The sequence below is a fragment of the Kitasatospora sp. NBC_01250 genome (genome assembly GCF_036226465.1).
GTDB lineage: Bacteria > Actinomycetota > Actinomycetes > Streptomycetales > Streptomycetaceae > Kitasatospora.
In genome coordinates, this window is the sequence record NZ_CP108476.1 from 4434027 (window position 1) to 4451997 (window position 17971).

19 protein-coding genes and 1 tRNA gene are annotated in these 17971 nt (G+C 74.2%); 12 read left to right on the forward strand and 8 right to left on the reverse strand.

From position 1 onward, the window contains the following. Positions 1 to 25 precede the first annotated feature (25 nt). Positions 26 to 661, reverse strand: a complete 636-nt coding sequence (upp, locus tag OG500_RS18365) for a uracil phosphoribosyltransferase (RefSeq protein WP_327067757.1) — start codon at positions 659 to 661, stop codon at positions 26 to 28. A 107-nt stretch (positions 662 to 768) separates the two neighbouring features. Here upp and OG500_RS18370 point away from each other — a divergent pair, with 107 nt between their 5' ends. The 4 genes from OG500_RS18370 (at position 769) to OG500_RS18385 (ending at position 2625) form a co-directional block, all read left to right on the forward strand. Further along, positions 769 to 1026 (forward strand): hypothetical protein, encoded by a 258-nt coding sequence (locus OG500_RS18370; RefSeq protein WP_327067758.1) that lies wholly within the window; start codon positions 769 to 771, stop codon positions 1024 to 1026. A gap of 283 nt (positions 1027 to 1309) precedes the next feature. Beyond that, on the forward strand, positions 1310 to 1876 hold the full coding sequence (locus tag OG500_RS18375; protein WP_329581607.1) for a tRNA adenosine deaminase-associated protein: 567 nt from the start codon (positions 1310 to 1312) through the stop codon (positions 1874 to 1876). A gap of 55 nt (positions 1877 to 1931) precedes the next feature. Then, a complete protein-coding gene (tadA, locus tag OG500_RS18380) occupies positions 1932 to 2468 on the forward strand; it encodes a tRNA adenosine(34) deaminase TadA (RefSeq protein ID WP_327067760.1) in 537 nt (178 codons plus the stop codon). A gap of 67 nt (positions 2469 to 2535) precedes the next feature. Then, positions 2536 to 2625: transfer RNA gene (locus OG500_RS18385), tRNA-Ser, on the forward strand. A 62-nt stretch (positions 2626 to 2687) separates the two neighbouring features. Here OG500_RS18385 and OG500_RS18390 read toward each other — a convergent pair. From OG500_RS18390 to OG500_RS18420, 7 genes are all read right to left on the reverse strand, one after another. Beyond that, positions 2688 to 4022, reverse strand: coding sequence for a protoporphyrinogen/coproporphyrinogen oxidase (locus tag OG500_RS18390; RefSeq protein ID WP_327067761.1), 1335 nt, complete (start codon positions 4020 to 4022; stop codon positions 2688 to 2690). Continuing rightward, positions 4022 to 5620, reverse strand: coding sequence for a class I adenylate-forming enzyme family protein (locus OG500_RS18395; protein ID WP_329581611.1), 1599 nt, complete (start codon positions 5618 to 5620; stop codon positions 4022 to 4024). Before OG500_RS18395 ends, OG500_RS18390 begins: the two co-directional genes overlap by 1 nt. Then, positions 5617 to 6579: a UbiA family prenyltransferase gene (locus tag OG500_RS18400; protein ID WP_329581614.1), complete on the reverse strand. Its 963-nt coding sequence runs from the start codon at positions 6577 to 6579 to the stop codon at positions 5617 to 5619. The genes OG500_RS18395 and OG500_RS18400 overlap by 4 nt, the downstream gene beginning before the upstream one ends. Before the next feature lie 56 nt (positions 6580 to 6635). Further along, a complete protein-coding gene (locus OG500_RS18405) occupies positions 6636 to 7457 on the reverse strand; it encodes a class I SAM-dependent methyltransferase (protein WP_329581617.1) in 822 nt (273 codons plus the stop codon). An 80-nt stretch (positions 7458 to 7537) separates the two neighbouring features. Continuing rightward, positions 7538 to 8041: a hypothetical protein gene (locus OG500_RS18410; RefSeq protein WP_327067765.1), complete on the reverse strand. Its 504-nt coding sequence runs from the start codon at positions 8039 to 8041 to the stop codon at positions 7538 to 7540. A 303-nt stretch (positions 8042 to 8344) separates the two neighbouring features. Continuing rightward, positions 8345 to 9481, reverse strand: a complete 1137-nt coding sequence (locus OG500_RS18415) for a DegT/DnrJ/EryC1/StrS family aminotransferase (protein ID WP_329581621.1) — start codon at positions 9479 to 9481, stop codon at positions 8345 to 8347. Beyond that, the gene (locus tag OG500_RS18420) at positions 9478 to 10710 is read right to left on the reverse strand and encodes a DegT/DnrJ/EryC1/StrS family aminotransferase (protein ID WP_329581624.1); all 1233 of its coding nucleotides are present in this window, start codon (positions 10708 to 10710) and stop codon (positions 9478 to 9480) included. Before OG500_RS18420 ends, OG500_RS18415 begins: the two co-directional genes overlap by 4 nt. 256 nt (positions 10711 to 10966) lie before the next feature. Here OG500_RS18420 and OG500_RS18425 point away from each other — a divergent pair, with 256 nt between their 5' ends. The 8 genes from OG500_RS18425 (at position 10967) to OG500_RS18460 (ending at position 17776) form a co-directional block, all read left to right on the forward strand. Then, positions 10967 to 12001 carry a Gfo/Idh/MocA family oxidoreductase gene (locus OG500_RS18425; RefSeq protein ID WP_329581627.1) on the forward strand — a complete coding sequence of 345 codons (1035 nt, stop codon included), beginning with the start codon at positions 10967 to 10969 and terminating at the stop codon, positions 11999 to 12001. Then, a complete protein-coding gene (locus OG500_RS18430) occupies positions 11991 to 12980 on the forward strand; it encodes a sugar phosphate isomerase/epimerase family protein (RefSeq protein ID WP_329581630.1) in 990 nt (329 codons plus the stop codon). The genes OG500_RS18425 and OG500_RS18430 overlap by 11 nt, the downstream gene beginning before the upstream one ends. Further along, positions 12974 to 14305: a M20/M25/M40 family metallo-hydrolase gene (locus OG500_RS18435; RefSeq protein WP_327067770.1), complete on the forward strand. Its 1332-nt coding sequence runs from the start codon at positions 12974 to 12976 to the stop codon at positions 14303 to 14305. The genes OG500_RS18430 and OG500_RS18435 overlap by 7 nt, the downstream gene beginning before the upstream one ends. Beyond that, complete coding sequence (locus tag OG500_RS18440) at positions 14296 to 15486, forward strand: Ldh family oxidoreductase (RefSeq protein WP_329581633.1); 1191 nt, start codon at positions 14296 to 14298, stop codon at positions 15484 to 15486. Before OG500_RS18435 ends, OG500_RS18440 begins: the two co-directional genes overlap by 10 nt. Further along, positions 15483 to 16451, forward strand: a complete 969-nt coding sequence (locus OG500_RS18445; RefSeq protein ID WP_329581636.1) for a Gfo/Idh/MocA family protein — start codon at positions 15483 to 15485, stop codon at positions 16449 to 16451. The genes OG500_RS18440 and OG500_RS18445 overlap by 4 nt, the downstream gene beginning before the upstream one ends. Then, on the forward strand, positions 16448 to 16873 hold the full coding sequence (locus OG500_RS18450; protein ID WP_327067773.1) for a DUF6917 domain-containing protein: 426 nt from the start codon (positions 16448 to 16450) through the stop codon (positions 16871 to 16873). The genes OG500_RS18445 and OG500_RS18450 overlap by 4 nt, the downstream gene beginning before the upstream one ends. A 402-nt stretch (positions 16874 to 17275) precedes the next feature. Further along, positions 17276 to 17416 (forward strand): hypothetical protein, encoded by a 141-nt coding sequence (locus tag OG500_RS18455; RefSeq protein ID WP_327071820.1) that lies wholly within the window; start codon positions 17276 to 17278, stop codon positions 17414 to 17416. 66 nt (positions 17417 to 17482) lie between these two features. Next, a complete protein-coding gene (locus OG500_RS18460; protein ID WP_327067774.1) occupies positions 17483 to 17776 on the forward strand; it encodes a Dabb family protein in 294 nt (97 codons plus the stop codon). Positions 17777 to 17971: the final 195 nt, after the last annotated feature.

Genomic DNA, 17971 nt, shown 5'->3' on the forward strand with positions numbered 1-17971 from the left:
ACCGCTCTTCGTCGTCCGCTGTCGCTCAGCCGGCCGTGCCGTACAGCCGGTCGCCCGCGTCGCCCAGGCCCGGCACGATGTAGCCGTGCTCGTTGAGGCGCTGGTCCAGCGCGGCGGTGACCACGGTGACCGGCAGGCCGGCCAGCTCCTTCTCCATCACCTCGACGCCCTCGGGCGCCGCCAGCAGCACCACGGCCGTCACGTCGGTGGCGCCCCGGTCGATCAGCAGGCGGATCGCCGCGACCAGCGTGCCGCCGGTGGCGAGCATCGGGTCCAGCACGTAGACCTGGCGGCCCGACAGGTCGTCGGGCATCCGGGTCGCGTAGGTGGAGGCCTCCAGGGTCTCCTCGTTGCGGACCATCCCGAGGAAACCCACCTCGGCGGTCGGCAGCAGCCGGGTCATGCCGTCCAGCATGCCGAGCCCGGCCCGCAGGATCGGCACCACCAGCGGGCGCGGATAGCTCAGCCGGGTGCCGGTGGTGACGGCGACCGGCGTGGTGATCTCGACCTCGTCGGTCCGCACGTCCCGGGTCGCCTCGTAGGCGAGCAGGGTGACCAGCTCGTCGGTGAGGCGACGGAAGGTCGGGGAGTCGGTGCGCTCATCGCGCAGCGTGGAGAGCTTGTGGGCCACCAGAGGGTGGTCGACGACGTGGATCCGCATAACCCGACCTTAACGGCGTATCGGGCGCGGCGACGACCGCCGTGGCGCCAGCGGTCCCGTGGGACTCCTGTGGTATCAACACCCGACTTCTGGGAATGTCAGACCGTATGAACAGGAACCGGGGCCCGGTCGACGGACCCCCCGCGGAGCCTGCGGCGCATCCGAACACCGCGCCCCGGGCAGCCCCCGGCGAACCCGGCGACCCACCGCCCCCCGGCGAGACGCCGGCCGAGCGCCGCCGGCGCCGGGCCGTCTTCCTGCGCGAGCTCGCCGAGGCCCGCGAGCTGCGGGCCAGGGTGCAGCCGCGCAAGACCAAGGAGCGCCGGCTGCGCGAGGCGCTCCGCATGCGCACCTTCCGCACCTGACACGGCCCCGGGGCCCGCCACGGCGTTTCCCGCTGACCCGCCCGGCCGCGTGGGCACCCCGCGCCCGGGCGTTTCGCCGCCTGTTCGCCGACCGTTCACGGGTCGATCCCGGGTTTCCGACACGACCTGCGAAGACGCGCTGCCGAACACTCCCCGAGAGGGCTGGCTTTCTGTCACGATTCCGGTGGGACGGTCCGAACAGCGGACCGCCTCTGGTGCGGGGGCGGCCAGACCGCGTTCGCCCGAGATCGCCTACGGCCGAGACCATTTGGGAGTGTCCCTGGTGGCGTACTTCGCTGCAGTGCTTGCTCGCACCGAGGACGGGTGGGATGTGAGCGAGACCGAGTTGGACAACGTCGAAACCCTTGCCGATCTTGCCGACCTGGCACGCGAAGCGGCACTGGATGACGACACTGTGCTGGTGTTCATCGAACAGGAGGACGCGTGGTTCGCGGTCGTCCGGGTGGACGGCGAGGAGGATCCGCGGATCTTCGTCTCCGACGCCGCCGCCGCCGCGCGCAGCTCCTACGGGGACGTGGTCCTCACCGAGGAGCTGGTCGGCCGGGCCGGCGACAGCGAGTTCGACGACCTGGACAACCTGGTGACCGAGCTGGAGGACAGTGAGGACGCCGAGCTGTCCGACGACGAGGAGGACGACGAGGAGGCCCCGGTCACCGGCCCCGGCGGCGTCCCGGTCGGCCCGCTCGGCGACTCCGAACTGCTCAGCGAGTTCGGCGTCGCCGCCAAGGACCTGCTCGACCTCAGCGGCGAGGGTGCCGAGCCCGGCGACGCACTCGCCGAGATCGCCGACGCCCTGGGCTGCGCCGAGGTGCTGGAGGCGGTCCGCTAGCAGGAGCGGGGTCCGCGGGGTCGGGACGGGGCTGCCGGTGTCGGACACTGGTGGGATGCAGCCCCACCCCGACCTCGCGGACCGCCCGGCCACCCCCCGCCTCGCCCCCCTGCCGGCCCCGGTGCGCCCCGACCCGGTCCGCGACCGCTGGTCGGCCGCGATGCGCCTGGCCATCGCCGAGGCCGCGCTCGCCACCGGCACCGGCGACGTCCCGGTCGGCGCCCTCGTCCTCGGCCCCGACGGCACCGTCATCGGCCGCGGCCACAACGAGCGCGAGGCCGTGGGCGACCCCACCGCGCACGCCGAGGTCCAGGCCATCCGTCAGGCCGCCCAGGCCGTCGGCGAGTGGCGGCTGACCGGCTGCACCATGATCGTCACCCTGGAGCCCTGCACCATGTGCGCGGGCGCCATCGTGCTCTCCCGGCTCGACCGCGTGGTCTACGGCGCCCTCGACGAGAAGGCCGGGGCCGCCGGCTCCCTCTTCGACGTGATGCGCGACCGCCGTCTCAACCACCGCCCCGAGGTGATCCCCGGCGTCCTCGCCGACGACTGCGCCACCCAACTGCGCGCCTTCTTCGACACCCACCGCTGACCCCGCCCCTGCCCAGCCGCCCCAAAGGATTTCGTCTGGGCCCAGGGCGTCCGGTAGAGTCTCTCTCGGTAGCGTGTCCGAGCGGCCAAAGGAGCACGCCTCGAAAGCGTGTGTGGGGGCAACTCCACCGTGGGTTCGAATCCCACCGCTACCGCCAGAGATACGGCTGAGGGCCCCCAGGAGATTTCCTGGGGGCCCTCAGCCGTATCTGATCCCGGCTCACCCCGTGACCGCAGGTGCCGGGTCGGGGGAGAGGCGTTGGGCGGGGAGGTGGGCGGAGTGGGCGGCGGCTTCGCTGTTGGGGCGCAGGGTGAGCCAGTCGCCGGCGTAGTCGATGCGGCGGCGGGGGCGGGTCAGGAAGGCGGGGCGCAGGCGCAGGGCGGCGGGGGTGGCTTCGGGAAGGCCGTGGGGGTGGCGGAAGACGTGGGCGGTGCGCAGCGTGGCGGTGAGGCCGGGCAGGAAGCGCTCGGCCTCGGTGACGGCGGTGGCGACGACCTCGGCGTCGGGGGCGCCCAGCAGGTCGGGCACCGCCCAGGGGGCGAGCAGCAGGCTGACCATGCCCCGCCCGGGCGGCACGCGTCCGGCGGCCTTGAGGTGGTCCAGGATCGCGCCGCCCACCACCCGGCTCTCGGTGGCGGGGATCAGCAGGCCGCAGCTGGGACTGCGGGTGGGTGAGGGCAGCGGGCTGTCCAGCAGGCAGGCCACCTTGAGCATCGGGGTGTAGCTGCTGGCGGTCAGGTACGGGCGCTCCTCCGCGGGCAGGCCCGGGTGGACCGCGAGCACCTGCGGCGCGGGCATCGCCAGCACCGCCTGCCGGGCGCTGACCGTGCGGCCGTCGGCGAACTCCAGCACCACCGCGTCGGGGCGCTCGACGATCTGGGTCAGGACGGCGCCGGTGGTGACCGGCAACCGGTCGGCGAGCCGGCGGGCCAGGGTGTCCATGCCGTCCCGGTAGGTCAGCCAGCGGGCGCCGACCCCGCCGGTGGCGGCCAGCATCGCGGCCATCGGGCCGATCGCCGAGCGCTCGCAGTCCCAGCCGAAGAAGCCGCCGGCCAGCGGCTGGAGCAACGCGTCGTGCAGGTCGGGGTGGTAGCGCCGGGCGAGTTCGCCGACCGTCAACTCGCCGAAGGCGGTGCTGTCCGGGCGCCCCCGGTGGATCGCCCGGTTCGCCGCGGCGCCGAAGCGCAGCAGGTCCAGGCGCCCGCGCAGCGACATGCCGGCACCGGTGAGCAGGCCGAGCGGGCGGCCGGCGTGGGCGTGCGCGCGCCCGCCGCGCCACAGCGCGTAGGAGTGCTCGATCGGCAGCACCTGGGTCGCGGGCAGAGCGCAGGCGCGGATCAGCTCCCAGGTGGCGTCGTAGCCGCGCAGCGCGATGGTCTCGGCACCCTCGTCGATCAGGTAGCCGTCGTGCCGGCTGGCGGCCATCCGGCCGCCGACCCGCGCGGTGGCCTCGAAGACCCGCACCTCGCGTCCGGCCGCGGCCAGCCGGTGCGCGGTGGCCAGGCCCGCGATGCCCGCGCCGACCACTGCCACGTCCAGTTCGGTACCGCTCATCAGGTCCACCTCCCGGTGCCGTGCGCGGCGACCCCCGCCAGGTAGCGGCTGCGCAGTTGGAGCCGGCAGACCTTGCCGGTGCCGGTGCGGGGCAGCGCGTCCCAGCCGAGCAGCAGCGGCTCGGACAGCGGCGGCAGGTCGCGCACCGCGTGCTGCCAGCGTCGTGGATCCAGTTCGCCGTCCCGGGTGACCAGCACCGGCAGCGGCGGGCGCCCCTCGCCCGCGGCCAGCACCACGGCCTCCGCCAGCTCGGGCAGCCGGTCGTGCAGGACGTCCTCCAGCTCGACGCAGCTCAGCCCGGGGATCATGTCCACCTCGCGGTCCAGCAGCCGCAGGCTGCCGGTGCGGGTGCGCACCCCGAGGTCGCCGGTGTTGAACCAGCCTTCGGTCAGCTTGGCCTGCCAGCGCTCCGGCTCTCCCTCGTACCCGGTGCACAGCCCGGGAGTTCGGGTCAGCACGACGCCCGGCTCACCGCGCCGCACCGGGCGCAGCGTCTCGGGGTCGACCACCCGCAGGCGGACCCAGCCGGGCATCGGGCGGCCCAGGTCGCGGGTGGTGGGGTGGCGCTGCTCGCGCTCGGCCACCGAGCGCCGGGTCAGCACCCGGAAGGTGAGCGGGCCGGTCTCGGTCTGCCCCAGTCCCTGCACCCAGATCGGCCGCTTGCGCCGGGAGGCGGCCAGGAAGTCCCGCACGGTGGGCGGGTGGACCGCGTCGAAGGTGCTGATGCACAGCCGCAGGTCACCGAAGGGCGTGTCCGGTTCGGCGGCGAGCGGCTGCCAGCGCATGTAGGTGGCCGGCAGCGCCTCCAGCACGGTGGGCCGGTGTGCCCGCAACAGCGGTGCGGCAAGCGACGGTTCGGCGTCGGCGAGGACCAGCACGGTGCGCGGCCTGGCCCACAGCGCGGAGATCGACCAGGAGACGGCCCGCCCGTGCGCGAAGGCGATCGCACTGGCCGCGGTGTCCTCGCGGCGGATGGAGACCACCGGCCAGCGGTGCGCCTCGATTCCGGTGAGGCGGCGCACCAGGCTGGTGGTGGAGTGGACCACCAGCTTGGGCAGCCCGGTGGTGCCGGAGGTGTGGTTGATCACCAACGGCGCGTCGTCCGGCCGGCGGTGGACGGCGGGCACCGCGCCGCCGCGCAGCGTGTCGAGCGCGACGGCCCCGGCTGCGGGGCCGTCCAGGCTGAGCGTGCGCACCCCGTGGGCACTGCCGCCGAGCGCCAGGGTGTAGCGGTCGGAGATCAGCAGGACGGGCTTCAGGCGGTCCAGCAGCACGGCCAGTGCCGCGGGGTCGAGCCGGTCGGAGAGGAGCGCGGGCACCGCGCCGATCCGCATCGCGGCGGCGGCCAGCAGCGCGTAGTCCCAGTGGTTGCGCTTGTGGATCGCCACCCGGTCGCCGGGGCGGACCTTGGCGGCGGTCAGCACCGCGGACATCTCCCGGACCAGGTCCGCCAGTTGCGGGATCGTCCAGCTGCAGCCGGCCTCCGGGGCCAGGTCCAGCGGCCGGCTGAGCCGCACCACGGTGGGCGAGCCGCGCTCGGCCAGGGTCTCGAAGAGCGGTCCGGGATCGAGCGGCCGCGGTCCCCCCAGGAGCCTCATGCCACACCGCCGTTGACCAGGCAGGCGACCACCAGCAAGCCGGTGCAGACCCGGTGGGCGCGGATGCCCAGCCGACGGGCCCGCAGCACCTCGCCGGCCAGCACGCCGAGCGTGAACTGGCTTGCCCGCAGGGCGATCACCGGCGCCATCAGGCCCGCGAACCACCAGGGCACCAGGCCGGTCAGCGAGGGCACCACCAGTAGCGCCGCCTCCAGCAGCGAGAGTGCGGCGATGAAGGCCGCGTTCCCGCGCGGGGAGGTCAGCACGGCGACGGTCGGGCGCCCCACCGCGCGGTCGCCCGCGATGTCGTTGATGTTGGAGTAGACCCCGAAGAGCAGCGGGCCCAGACCGAAGACCAGGCCCTGGACCAGCACGAAGGAGCCGATCCGCCCCGTGGTCAGGCCGTAGGGGGCGAGCACGAACACCCAGCCGTAGAAGGCCAGCAGGAACTCCTGCCAGCCGTGGTAGCTGAGCTTGAGCCACCACGAGTACTGGAAGCCGGCGAAGGCGCAGGTCAGCACGGCGAGCACCGCCCAGCCGGGCCGCGCGGGCGCCAGCAGCAACGCGCCCGTCCAGCAGGCGAACTGGAACGCGATGGCCAGCCAGGCGAACCGCACCGCCTGGGCCTCGCCGAGGCTGCCGGCGATCAGCGGCTTGCGGGCCAGCCGCCGGGCGGGTGCGTCGGGGCCGTAGCTGGTGGCGTCGCTGCCGTCGCGGTAGCCCGTCACGTCGTCGAACGAGCACCCGCCGGCGAACATCGCCACACCGCCGGCCAGGAAGAGCAGCAGGGTGCCGGCGCCGTCGGCGGTCAGCAGGTGGGCGGGCAGCACCATCGCGAGCAGCAGCGGGGTGGCGAGGTAGTAGTCGTAGATGTCGAGCTTGGCGAGCCGGGCGTAGGCCCGCCAGGAGGCGGCCGGTCGGGGCCGGTAGCCGGGGGCAAGGACGGGGGCGTCCAGCAACGGAGGTCCTCTCCGCGCGCCGGGACGGGCGCACTGGGGGGTGGCGGGGACGTGGGTCAGCGCGGCCGGCGGGCGTGCACGGAGTAGACCACCGGCGACACCGCCCGGAACTCCGGATGCCGCATCACCGTGCGCACCTCGTCGAGCTGACTCTCCGTCATGCCCTGCGCGAGCAAGCGCTCCCGCAGCCCGTCGAGGTGGCTGACCAGCAGCTCCAGGCCGGGGTGTCCGGCCTGCCAGAGCGCCACCCGGGGCTGCGGGTCCAGGTCGGTGAAGCCCGCCTCGCGCAGCTGCGCGGGACACTCGCGCCCCCAGACGGCGCGGCCTCCGGCTGCGTCGAAGAGCCGGGCCTTGGCGGCGAGGAAGCGTTCGTAGAGCTCGGCCGATCCGGCATCCGGGGCCAGCAGCACCGGGCCGTAGGAGACGTCGAACTCGTCGATCTGCAGCCAGCCACCGGGTCGCAGCGCGGTCAGCAGCCGGGCCAGCACGGCGCGGCGCTCCGGCAGGTGCTGCAGCACCAGGCGGGCGTGGATCAGGTCGAACGCGGCCTGGGGCAGCGGATCGTGGACGATGTCGTGGCGCTCGGCCACCAGGCCGGGGTGCGAGGGGATCCGCCGGATGTCCAGGTCGGTGGCCAGCACCCGGCCGGTTGGACCGACCCGGTCGGCCAGCCAGCGCGCCACACTGCCGTTGCCGGCACCGATCTCCAGACAGTGCCAGCCCTCACCGACGCCGGTGGCGGACAACCGCTCGATGGTGAACGGGTCGTAGGCGGCGGCCAGGCAGGCGAACTGGGCGACCGGGTGGTCGCTGGAGTTGTCGAAGGCGTAGCCGGGCCCGGCTACGAGAGCGGGGGCCGGATCGAGCAACTGGGTCATCGGGGCTTCCTCATCGGGGCACGGTGACAAGCGGCGGGGAGCCGTCGACGGATCGACGACTCCCCGTGACCGACCTGGGGTCAGCTGAAGTTCAGGTCGTAGACACCCTGAGCGCGCGGCTGGAACCTGGCCTCGCCGGTGATGCCCTCGTAGGCGCGGGTGCCACCGTTGACCACACCGGTGAAGGCGTTCTCGTCCGGCGCGGCGGCGTTGTCACTGATCGGCAGGACGGCGCTGAAGGAGATCTCGCCCTGGCCGTTGATCCGCACCGAACCGGTGCAGAACGCGGTGTCGGAGTTGGCGTTGATGACGTCCTTGGCGCACAGGTCGTACGCGGTGCCGATGACGTTGCCGTTGGTGTCCTTGACCCGAGCGGTGCCGCCGAAGGCGCTGCCGGTCGACTGGGGAGCCGAGGTCTCGTCATTGGTGCCCGAGAAGTCCAGGGTGAGTGCCTGGACGGGCGCCACCCGCTTGGCCGGCGCGTTGTCCGCCAGGGCCGGGATGCTGAACGCGCCAACCGTACCGACCACCAGACCGGCGACCGCCAGGGCGACGGTGCGCTTGGTCGTGACGACTCGCTGCATGGATCCTCCTAGGACGCATCGGGCCGGGTGCCCGAACTCGGCGCCAGTTGATCACAAGCAGGCATCAATAGGTCACGCTCCGTGGCGCAGGCGGGTCGCCGTGGCACACCGGCCGCCCGCCCTTGCGCCCCAAGGGATCTTGGTCCGGAGAGTTACGCGGAAGCAGCCGTTCGGGCGGCCACGGGCATCACCCGATCGGGGAATGATCTTCACTCGTTCAGTGGCGTCGGAGCAGGCCGCACCAGCAGCACCGGATCAACTCCGGCCACTGCTCCGACTTTTGGCGCCACGCACCAACTGGCATCAGCTGAACGGGAAATCACACACCGCATCGGCGATCCGTTCGGTCTGACTATCCGTCAAATGTGGATAGACCGGGATCGACAGTGCCCGTTCGGCCACTCGGTCGGCGGCCGGCCAGGTCTCCCCCGGGCGGACCAGGGGCGCAAAGGCCGGCTGGCGGGGCAGCGCCTGCGGGTAGTAGGCGTGCGAGGCGATGCCGCGCCCGGCCAGGTGGTCGCGCAGCGCGTCCCGCCGCTCCGCGAGCAGCGTGTAGACGTAGTAGCAGCGGCCCTCGGTGCCGGGCGGCGGGGGCAGCACACCGCGCTCGGCCAGCGGGGCGAACCGCTCGGTGTAGTAGGCGGCGATCTCGGCCCGCCGGGCCAGCCGACCGGCCAGGCCCGGCAGGCGGTGTCGCTGGAAGGCGGCCTGCACCTCGTCGAACCGGCTGTTCCAGCCGATCCGGTGGTGCCGGAAGCGGCTCTTCCCGTCCTGGCCGTGGTTGCGCAGCATCCGCGCCAGCCGGCCCAGTTCGGGGTCCCGGGTGACGACCACGCCGCCCTCGCCGGGCATCCCGAAGGTCTTCACCTGGACGAAGGAGTACACCCCCGCCTCGCCCCACAGCCCGGCCGGACGCCCCGCCAGCACCCCGCCCTGGGCCACCGCCGAGTCCTCCAGCAGGCGCAGCCCGTACCGTTCGGCCAGCGCCACGATCGCGGGCATGTCCGCCATCACGGAGAACAGGTGCGCCGGCATCAGCGCCTTGGTGCGCGGGCCGATCCGCTGCTCCATCGCCGCCGGGTCGACCACCATGGTCCACGGGTCCACGTCGGCGAAGACCGGGCGCGCGCCCACGCTCAGCACGCTGGAGGCCAGCGGCGCGCAGCCGAACGCCGGCACCACCACCTCGTCGCCCGGGCCGATCTCCATCGCGGCCAGCACCAGGGTCAGCGCCGCGGTCCCACTGCCGCAGGCGACCACGTCCGCCGCGCCGAGCTGTTCGGCCAACTCCCGCTCCAGCAGCGCGGTCTGCTCGCCGAGGATGAACCGCTGGGACGCGCTGGTGCCGCTCTCGCGCAGCAGGTGCAGCAGCACCTCGCGGTCACCCTCGAACAGGTCGGGCGGGAAGAACGGGATCCGGGCCAGTTCGGTGGTGGTCACGCGGCGCCTCCGGTGCGGCTGGGCTCGTCGGGGTAGCGGTGTTCGTCGGCGTAGAAGTCACGGATCAGGCCGCAGACGGTGTCGACCTCGCCCAGGCTCAGCTCCGGGTACAGCGGCAGCGCCAGGGTGCGCCGACAGGCGGCCTCGGCCACCGGGAACTCGCCCGCGCGGTGGCCGAGTTCGGCGAAGCACGGCTGGAGGTGGAGCGGCGAGGGGTAGTAGACCTCGGTCTCCACGCCGTGCCCGGCGAGGTGGGCGGCCAGCTCGTCGCGGCGCTCGGCCTCGATCAGGTAGACGTAGAAGACCTGCCCCGCCACCCCGCCGACCTGCGGCCGGCGCAGCACCCCGGGCAGCTCGGCCAGCCGCTGGTCGTAGGCGGCCGCCAGCTCGGCGCGGCGGGCGATGTCCTCGTCCAGCCGGGTGAGTTTGGCAAGCAGCACGGCGGCCTGCAGGTCGTCCATCTTGCTGTTGAACCCGGGCAGCGAGGTACTGGTGTTGATCGCCGGGAAGTTGCCGATGGTCCGGCCCAGCCGGCCGTGGTGGCGCAGCGCGTCGACGGTGCGGGCGATCTCCTCGTCGTCGGTGAGCACCGCGCCCGCGTCACCGATCGCGCCCAGCGTCTTGGTCGGGAAGAACGAGAGCACCCCGCCCGCCCCGAACAGGCCCGCGTGCCGCCCGTCCTGGCGCATCCCGATCGCCTCGGCGCTGTCCTCCACCACGGTCAGGCCGTGCCGGGCGGCGAAGGCGCCGATCGCGCGGACGTCGGCCGGCCGGCAGAAGAGGTGGACCGGCATGACGAACCTGGTCCGCGCGGTCAGCCGCGCCTCCAGCGCGGCCGGATCCAGCGCGTAGGTCACCGGGTCGATGTCGGCGAAGACCGGCCGCCCGCCCGCCAGTACCACCGAACTCGCCGAGGCCACGAAGCTGAAGGCCGGCACCAGCACCTCGTCACCGGGGCGCAGCCCGGCCGCCCGCAGCAGCAGGACCAGTGCGTCCGTGCCGCTGTTCACCCCGATCACGTGCCGGGCGCCGGTGTACCGGGCCAGCTCCTGCTCCAGGCGCTCGACCTGGCGGCCGTGCGAGAACTTGCCGTCGTCCAGCACCTCCACGGCGTGCCGCTCGATCAGCGGCCAGAGCTGCTCGAAGCTGCGGGCCTGGGTGAAGAAGGGCACCGGACGGGCGCCGCCGGCCTGTCGGGGCAGGCCGGCGGCGGTGACGGGACTGGACAACGCTCCCCCAGGGATCGGGTGGTGGTTCGGGTGATCGGCTGCGCGCGGTGGCGGCGCGATCCGCACGAGGGCCCGAGGCTACGTCAACTGACCGGCGCCATACCGTCAAAAGAGTGCTTATTAGGGGTAAACCACTCTTTCGTGAAGGAACACCCCAAAGCGAATTGACTTTCCGTCAGCATGATCGGCACGCTGACGCCGGATCGCTGGACCGGCCCGCCAGCCCGCAGGCCGCGAGCAAGGAGGACACCGCGCGATGTTCCGCACGCTCATCGTCGGCCTCGGCCGCGCCGGCGCCGGGCTGCACCTGCCCGTACTGCGCCGGCTGCGGCACGAGGGCGTCTCCGCGTTCGCACCGCAGCCCATCCTCGCGGTGGACCCCGGGCGCACCAGCTCCCCGGACCCGGCCGAGGTCACGCTGGCCGCCTCGCTCCCCGCCGCCCGCCGGCTGCTCGACCCCGCGCACACCGTGGTCCACCTCTGCACCCCACCCCGGCGGCGGGCCGACCTGGTCGCCGAACTGGCTGACCTGGGCTTCTACCGGCTGATCATCGAGAAGCCGCTGGCCGCCGACACCGCCGACCTGGACAGGCTCGCCGAACTCGTGCACGAGCGGCGGCTGCAGGTCTCGGTGGTCGCCCCCTGGCTCGCCAGCACGCTCACCGACCGGCTGGAACAACTGGTCCGCGGCGGCGAGTTCGGCGCACTGCGACGGATCACGGTGCGCCAGCACAAGCCCCGGTTCCGCCGCACCCTGGCCACCCACGGCCACCCCACCGCCTTCGACATCGAGATCCCGCACGCGCTCGGCGTCGCCCTGCTGCTGGCCGGCGACGGCGAGGTCACCGCGGCCGGCTGGCACGACCTGCGGGTCGGCGGCCAGGTCCGCCCGCTGCTCGGCGGCGCCCGCCTCCAGCTGGCGCACCACGGCGGGGTGCGCACCGAGATCGTCTCCGACCTCACCTCCCCGGTCCGCGAGCGCCGGATCACGCTGCGCTTCGCACGCGGCACCGCGATCGGCCACTTCCCCGGCAGCGCCGACGACGAGTACGCCCAACTCCGGCTGGCCGGACGGAAGCTGCACGGCCACGAGGTGTTCGCCGACGACGCGCTCGGCAGCTACCTGGCCCGCACCTACCGCCGCTTCCTGCGCGGCCCGCTGCCGCCCGAGGCCGAATTCGACGGGCACCTGCGGGCGGTGCGCCTGCTGAGCGAGGCCAAACGGCTCAGCGGCGCCGACCTGCTGACCGAACCGATCGCGACCCCAAGGGAGTTGTCCTGTGTCCACTGAACTCTCCGATGAGCTCTCCCGCGAGCCCGCCGGGCCGCGCGCCAGCAGCCACGCACCCCCCGCGGCCGGCGGCGCCGCCACGGCCCGCCGGATCGACTACTGCGGGATCACCGACGAGGCCGCCGTCGATCTGGCCGGCCAACTCGCCGCCACCCGTGAACTGGGCTGGCGCGCCGTCGAACTGCGCACCGTCGACGGCCAGCCGATCGACCTGCTGAACGGCCCCGCCTTCGCCCGTACCGCCGCCCGGATCGCCGAGGCCGGCCTGAGCGTCCCGGTCATCGCCTCCCGGATCGGCGGCTGGTCGCGCCCGATCAGCTGCGACCTGAACCAGGAGCTGGCCGAACTCGCGGTGCTGGCCGACCGCTGCGCGGTCCTCGGCACCCGCTACCTGCGGATCATGTCCTACCCCAACGACGGCCTGAGCGAGCTCGACTGGGAACGTGAAGTACTGCGCCGCATCCGGGTGCTGGCCCGGCACGCGGGCGAGCGGGGCCTGGTCCTGCTGCACGAGAACTGCGCCGGCTGGGCGGGCGCCGACGCCGGACGGGCGCTGCGGCTGCTGGAAGCGGCCGGCGCCGAGTCCTTCGGCCTGCTCTTCGACACCGGCAACGGTGCGGCCCACGGCTACCGAGCGCTCGACCAACTCCGCACGCTGGCACCCTATGTGAAGCACGTCCAGATCAAGGATGCGGTGGCCGGCCCGGAGCGTCCGAGCTACACGCTGCCCGGCGCGGGCGAGGCCGGCGTCGCGCAGTGCCTGCGGCTGCTGCTGGACACCGGCTACGCGGGCCACTTCTCGATCGAGCCGCACCTGGCCGTCCGCCCGCACGAGCACCACCGGGCCGGACCCGCCGAGTGCCGCTCCTCCTTCGCCGCCGCCGGTCAGGCCCTGCGCGCCCTGGTCGAAGGGCTGGTGGGCGACGACGCGGCGCCGTGGCGCTGCACGGCGGCGGGCCTGGAGCTCCTCCCGTGCTGACCGCGACCGACCACCAGCTGCTGCTCGACCTCCTCGAACTGCCCACCGCCGGACCGCTGGAGGCCCCCGGCCTGCCGTCGCGGCTCTGGGACGCCCAGCGCGCCTACGCCGGGGCCGCCGCCGAGCTGGGCTTCGAGGTGCTGCACCACGCCGCGCCCGCGCCCGCCTGGGCCGAGCTGCCCGACGTCCCGCTGCCCGTGCGCAGCCGCGCCGCCGATCCGGGCTTCCTGGCCGAGCAGCCGAGCCTGGTGCTGCGGCTGGGGCCGGCGGCAGCACGCGAACGCACGGTGATGTTCAACGTCCACCTGGACACCGTGGCCGGGCAGCAGCCGGTGCACCGCGACGGCGACACCTACTACGGCCGCGGTGCGGTGGACGCCAAGGGCCCGGCCGTCGCCCTGCTCGCGGGCCTGCGGGCCGCGCTGGCCGAGCGCCCCGGGCTGGCCCGGCGCACCACCGTGCTGGTGCAGGCGGTGTCCGGTGAGGAGGGCGGCGCCCTCGGCACGCTGGGCACCCGCCCGCTGGTGGCGGCCGGGCACTACGGCCGGCTCAACGTCTTCTGCGAACCCACCGGCAACCGCGCGCTCACCCGCTGCACCGCCGCGATGACCGCCCGGATCGAGGTGGCGGGCCAGGACGCGGTGGACGACCAGCCGGCCGCCGGGCACAACGCCACCGTGCTGCTCGGCTTCCTCGCCCAGCACCTGGCCGCCTCGATCACCCCCGGCGCCGGGCGGCTCTGCGTGGCCGGACTGCACACCGGCCGCCTGCACAACCGGGTCTACGGCCAGGGCGAGCTGCTGCTCAACCTCGCCTACCCGGACCCGGCCACCGCCGAGCGCCTGGAGCGGGCGGTGGCCGAGGGCCTGGCGGCGGGCCTGCGGGCGTTCGCCGAGAAGTTCGCCGCCAACCCGCTGCTGGCCCGCACCGCCGTGGACGCCGCCGCGATCACCAGCCTGCACTGGCTCAAGCGCGGCCTGCCCGCCCTCGCCGAGCAGCGCGCCGTCGAACCGTGGCTGCCCCACCTGCTGGACGCCGCCCAGGTCGCCGCCTGGCCCGCCGCCGAGCCCGGCTTCACCTGCGACGCGATCTGGCTGGCCGACCGCCCGGGTACCGCCACCGTGGTGCTCGGGCCGGGCTCGCTGGAGGGGAACAACGCGCACGCGGAGGGCGAGTTCGTCCGGGTCGAGGAGCTCACCGCCTTCGCCCGCGCGGTCGCCGGCCTGCTGCTCGCCTTCGACGGCACCAGCGACCCCACGGATCCCAGGACCACCGCACCCGCACTCCCCCACCCCGCCCAGGAGGCCCGTCCCGTATGCAGCTGACGCCCCCACTGGCCACACCCCCCGCCCTGCTGGAAGGCGACGGCGCCCGGATCGGCGCACCGCGCGCCGCCGCTCCGGGCGTCCTGGTCCGCTACCCCGAACTGCTGCGCTTCACCGCCGAGGTCCTCACCGGCCGCGGCCTGCCCGCCGCCCGGGCCACCACCGCCGCCGAGGCGCTCTGCTACGGCGACCTCACCGGCCTGACCTCGCACGGCCTGGTCAACCTCACCCGCCTCTACCTCCCGCTGCTGGACGAGGGCCGGGCCGACCCCGCGGCCGAGCCCGAGCCGCTGGCCGACCGCGGCGCCGCCGTCCTGCTGGACGACCGGCGGGCGCTCGGCCTCTGGTCGGCCTCGGCCGCGATGGACCTGGCGATCGAGCGGGCCACCGCCCACGGCATCGGGCTGGTCTCGGTGCGCGGCGCCACCCACCTGGGCTGTGCCGGCTTCCACACCCGGCGGGCCGCCCGCCGCGGCCTGGTGGGGCTGCTGGCCGCCAACTGCGGCCGCCAGCGGATCGCCCGGCCGCCGGGCGGTCGCCTGGCGATGCTCGGCACCAACCCGCTCTCCGTGGCCGCCCCGAGCGGCGGGCCGCACCCGTTCGTGCTGGACATGAGCACCACCGCGGTGCCCACCGGGCGGGTGCGGGCCGCCGCCCGGGCCGGGCAGCAGATCCCGCCGGGCTGGCTGGCCGACCAGGACGGCGCCCCGGTGACCGACCCCGGCGCCTTCGACCGGGGCGAGGCGCACCTGCTCTGGCTCGGCAGCCGCCCGGAGACCGGCGCGTTCAAGGGGTACGGGCTGGGCCTGGTGGTCGAGGTGCTCGGCGCGCTGCTGGCCGGCGCGGGGCTCGGCCCGGAACCGGCCGCACTGGCCGGCGACGGCGGCCCGGCGGGCCGCGACGACGACATCGGCTACCTGGCGCTGGCCATCGACCCCGGCGCGCTGCGCGACGGAGCGGACTTCGGCCGGCAGGCGGCCGTGCTCTTCGGCACCCTGCTGGACTGCCCGCCGCTGGACCCCGCCCACCCGGTGAGCTACCCGGGCCACCCCGAGGGCGAGCTGGCGGACCGCCAGCTGCGCGAGGGCGTGCGCCTCTCGCCCGCCCGGTTCGCCGAGCTGACCGACCTGGCCCAGGCCACCGACCTGACCGCCCCCAAGCCGATCGGAGGAACCCCATGACCGGCTCCCGCCCGCTGGCCGTGATCGGCCTTGGCGTGATCGCCAAGTTCTACCTGGCCGCCATCGAGGCCGACCCGTCCTTCACCCTGGCCGCCGTCTGCGACCGCGACGAGGCCGCGCTGGCCTCCTCCCGCGCGGCCGGCGTCCCCGCCTACCGCGACCACCGGGAGCTGCTGGCCGCCCACCGGGAGCTGGCCGGGGTGATCGTCACCGTCCCCAACGACGCGCACGCCGCGCTCTGCCGCGACCTGCTCGCCGCCGGGCTGCCGATCTGCGTGGAGAAGCCGCTGGCGACCGAGGTCGCCGAGGCCCGGGCGCTGACCGCGATGGCCGCCGAGCGCTCGGTGCCGCTCTTCACCGCCTTCCACCGCCGCTACAACACCCAGACCCTGGAGCTGGCCGCGGCCTGTTCGGGCGCGCCGATCAGCAGCATCCGGGTGCGCTACCTGGAGAAGATCGAGGAGCACGTCGGCCCGGACCGCTGGTACCTGGACCCGGCCCGGTGCGGCGGCGGCTGCGTGGCCGACAACGGCCCGAACGCCTTCGACCTGGTCCGGCTGCTCTTCCGGGACACCGGGCTGAGCGTGGTGCGGGCGGCGATCGAACGCGACGGCGCGGGGCTGGACCGGCAGGCGGTGATCGACCTGATCACCGACGGGCCCTCGCCGCGCCGCGCCAAGGTCGAGCTGGACTGGTCCTACCCCGGCGAGGTGAAGGACATCGAGGTCACGCTGGCCGACGGGCAGCTGCTGCGGGCCGACCTGCTGGCCGGCCACACCGGCTTCAAGGCCTCGCTCTGGCACGAGTACCAGGGCATCCTGACCGCCTTCGGCAGCGCGCTGCAGCGCCCCGGCAGCCACCGGGACGGCGGCCTGGCCGCCCTCGAACTGGTCGCGGCGGCCTACCGGCTGGACCGCGACACCGCCACCCACGTGTTCCGCCCGGCCGTTCAGGAGGCGCCGTGACCCCCGTACAGGTCTCCCCCCGCCAGGAGGACGGCGCCAAGCGCGCGGTCGCCGGCGAGCTGGTGAAGGTGCTGGTCCACCGCCGCGAGGACCGCGGCATGACGGTGGAGCCTTACGCGAGCCGCTGCGTGCGGGCCGGCGAGCTGCACGAGCTGGTCAGCACCGACGTGGCCGACGGCACCCCGGGGGCCCGGGTGGACCGGGTGGGGTTCCTGGGCTTCACCGAGATCTCGCGCGCGGGGGTGATCGACCGCGGCGACACGGTGTGGATCGGCGGCCGCCCGGTGGGCACGGTGCTCGGCTTCGACGCCTGCCACTTCCCCAACCACTACAACATCCTGATCAGCACGGGTGAGCCGGTGACCGGTGAGGAGCTGGGGCTGGCCCCGGAGGCCGAGGTGCGCTTCACCCAGCAGATCTGAGCCGCAGGAGGAGACGAGGTGGGGGGAGCGGTCCCGGGGGGACGGACCGCTCCCCCGGCGGAGGTCCCACAACCGGCGCCTCGCGGGGGAAACCACGGCGCCCGGTCCCACAGCGGGGAACTCCGGACCCACGCACCGCGGACTCCTGCCAGGTCCCCGGTACACCGTCCATCCTGCCGCGCGGCCGGGCGCCGGGCATCCGCACAAGGACCTCAGCGCCAGGGACCTTCGTCCCGCAGAGTGAACGCGTTGCACACCTGTTGCGCCATCCGGTGGATAAGCTGCGCATCGGACCCCGCGTCAGATCGGGGACCTGACGCCCGGCCGGGGGACGGCCCGGCGCGGGGCTGGAGCAGACGGCGGAGGTGGGCGGTTCCGATGGCACAGGCAAGGAAGATCGGCATGTATCTGCTGCTGATTTTCGTGGTGTACACGATCATCCACTCGCCCGCCCGCGCGGCCGAGCTCGTCCAGTCGGGGTTCGTCGGGATCTCGGACGCTGCCGGGTCGATCGGGGCCTTCATGACCGGCCTGATCAAATAGCCACGCCCGGACGACCACGCCCGGACGACCACGCCGACCCGCCCCGACGACAGATAGGAGTGCCCGGTGATCCGCCACCTGGTCCTGTTCAAGCTCAATGACGGCATCGCCAAGGACGACGAGCGCGCGCTCGCCGCCGCCAAGGCCTTCGTGGGGCTCGACCAGCAGATCCCCGAGCTGCTCGAGTGGCAGACCGGCTGGAACGTGAGCCCGCGCGACGTCGCCTACGACTTCGCGATCAACAGCCTGGTCGCCGACCAGGCCGCGCTGCAGGCCTACGCCACCCATCCGGAGCATGTCGCAGCCGCTCAGCTGTGGCGGCAGATCGCCACCCTGGTGGTCGCGGACTTCGAGGTCTGACCGACCCGCCGCCAGTTCGGTCGTATCCGTACGACCCAATGGCCCCCCGCATCCCGACGGCTCACGACGAGCCCGTCGCGGCGCGGGGGGCCGCGTCGTTGCCGGCCCCGGACCACCAACACGCATCAGGCGGGTGCTTGAACGGATGGCGTCCGTCTTGTGATGCTATGACCGATTTTGCCGGGCAGGTCGAGG

Bases quoted from the DNA above. Each gene is read 5' to 3' on its own strand.
- upp (WP_327067757.1), bottom strand. From the start codon at position 661: ATGCGGATCCACGTCGTCGACCACCCTCTGGTGGCCCACAAGCTCTCC.
- OG500_RS18370 (WP_327067758.1), top strand. From the start codon at position 769: ATGAACAGGAACCGGGGCCCGGTCGACGGACCCCCCGCGGAGCCTGCG.
- tadA (WP_327067760.1), top strand. From the start codon at position 1,932: ATGCAGCCCCACCCCGACCTCGCGGACCGCCCGGCCACCCCCCGCCTC.
- OG500_RS18390 (WP_327067761.1), bottom strand. From the start codon at position 4,022: ATGAGCGGTACCGAACTGGACGTGGCAGTGGTCGGCGCGGGCATCGCG.
- OG500_RS18395 (WP_329581611.1), bottom strand. From the start codon at position 5,620: ATGAGGCTCCTGGGGGGACCGCGGCCGCTCGATCCCGGACCGCTCTTC.
- OG500_RS18405 (WP_329581617.1), bottom strand. From the start codon at position 7,457: ATGACCCAGTTGCTCGATCCGGCCCCCGCTCTCGTAGCCGGGCCCGGC.
- OG500_RS18410 (WP_327067765.1), bottom strand. From the start codon at position 8,041: ATGCAGCGAGTCGTCACGACCAAGCGCACCGTCGCCCTGGCGGTCGCC.
- OG500_RS18425 (WP_329581627.1), top strand. From the start codon at position 10,967: ATGTTCCGCACGCTCATCGTCGGCCTCGGCCGCGCCGGCGCCGGGCTG.
- OG500_RS18440 (WP_329581633.1), top strand. From the start codon at position 14,296: ATGCAGCTGACGCCCCCACTGGCCACACCCCCCGCCCTGCTGGAAGGC.
- OG500_RS18445 (WP_329581636.1), top strand. From the start codon at position 15,483: ATGACCGGCTCCCGCCCGCTGGCCGTGATCGGCCTTGGCGTGATCGCC.
- OG500_RS18455 (WP_327071820.1), top strand. From the start codon at position 17,276: ATGTATCTGCTGCTGATTTTCGTGGTGTACACGATCATCCACTCGCCC.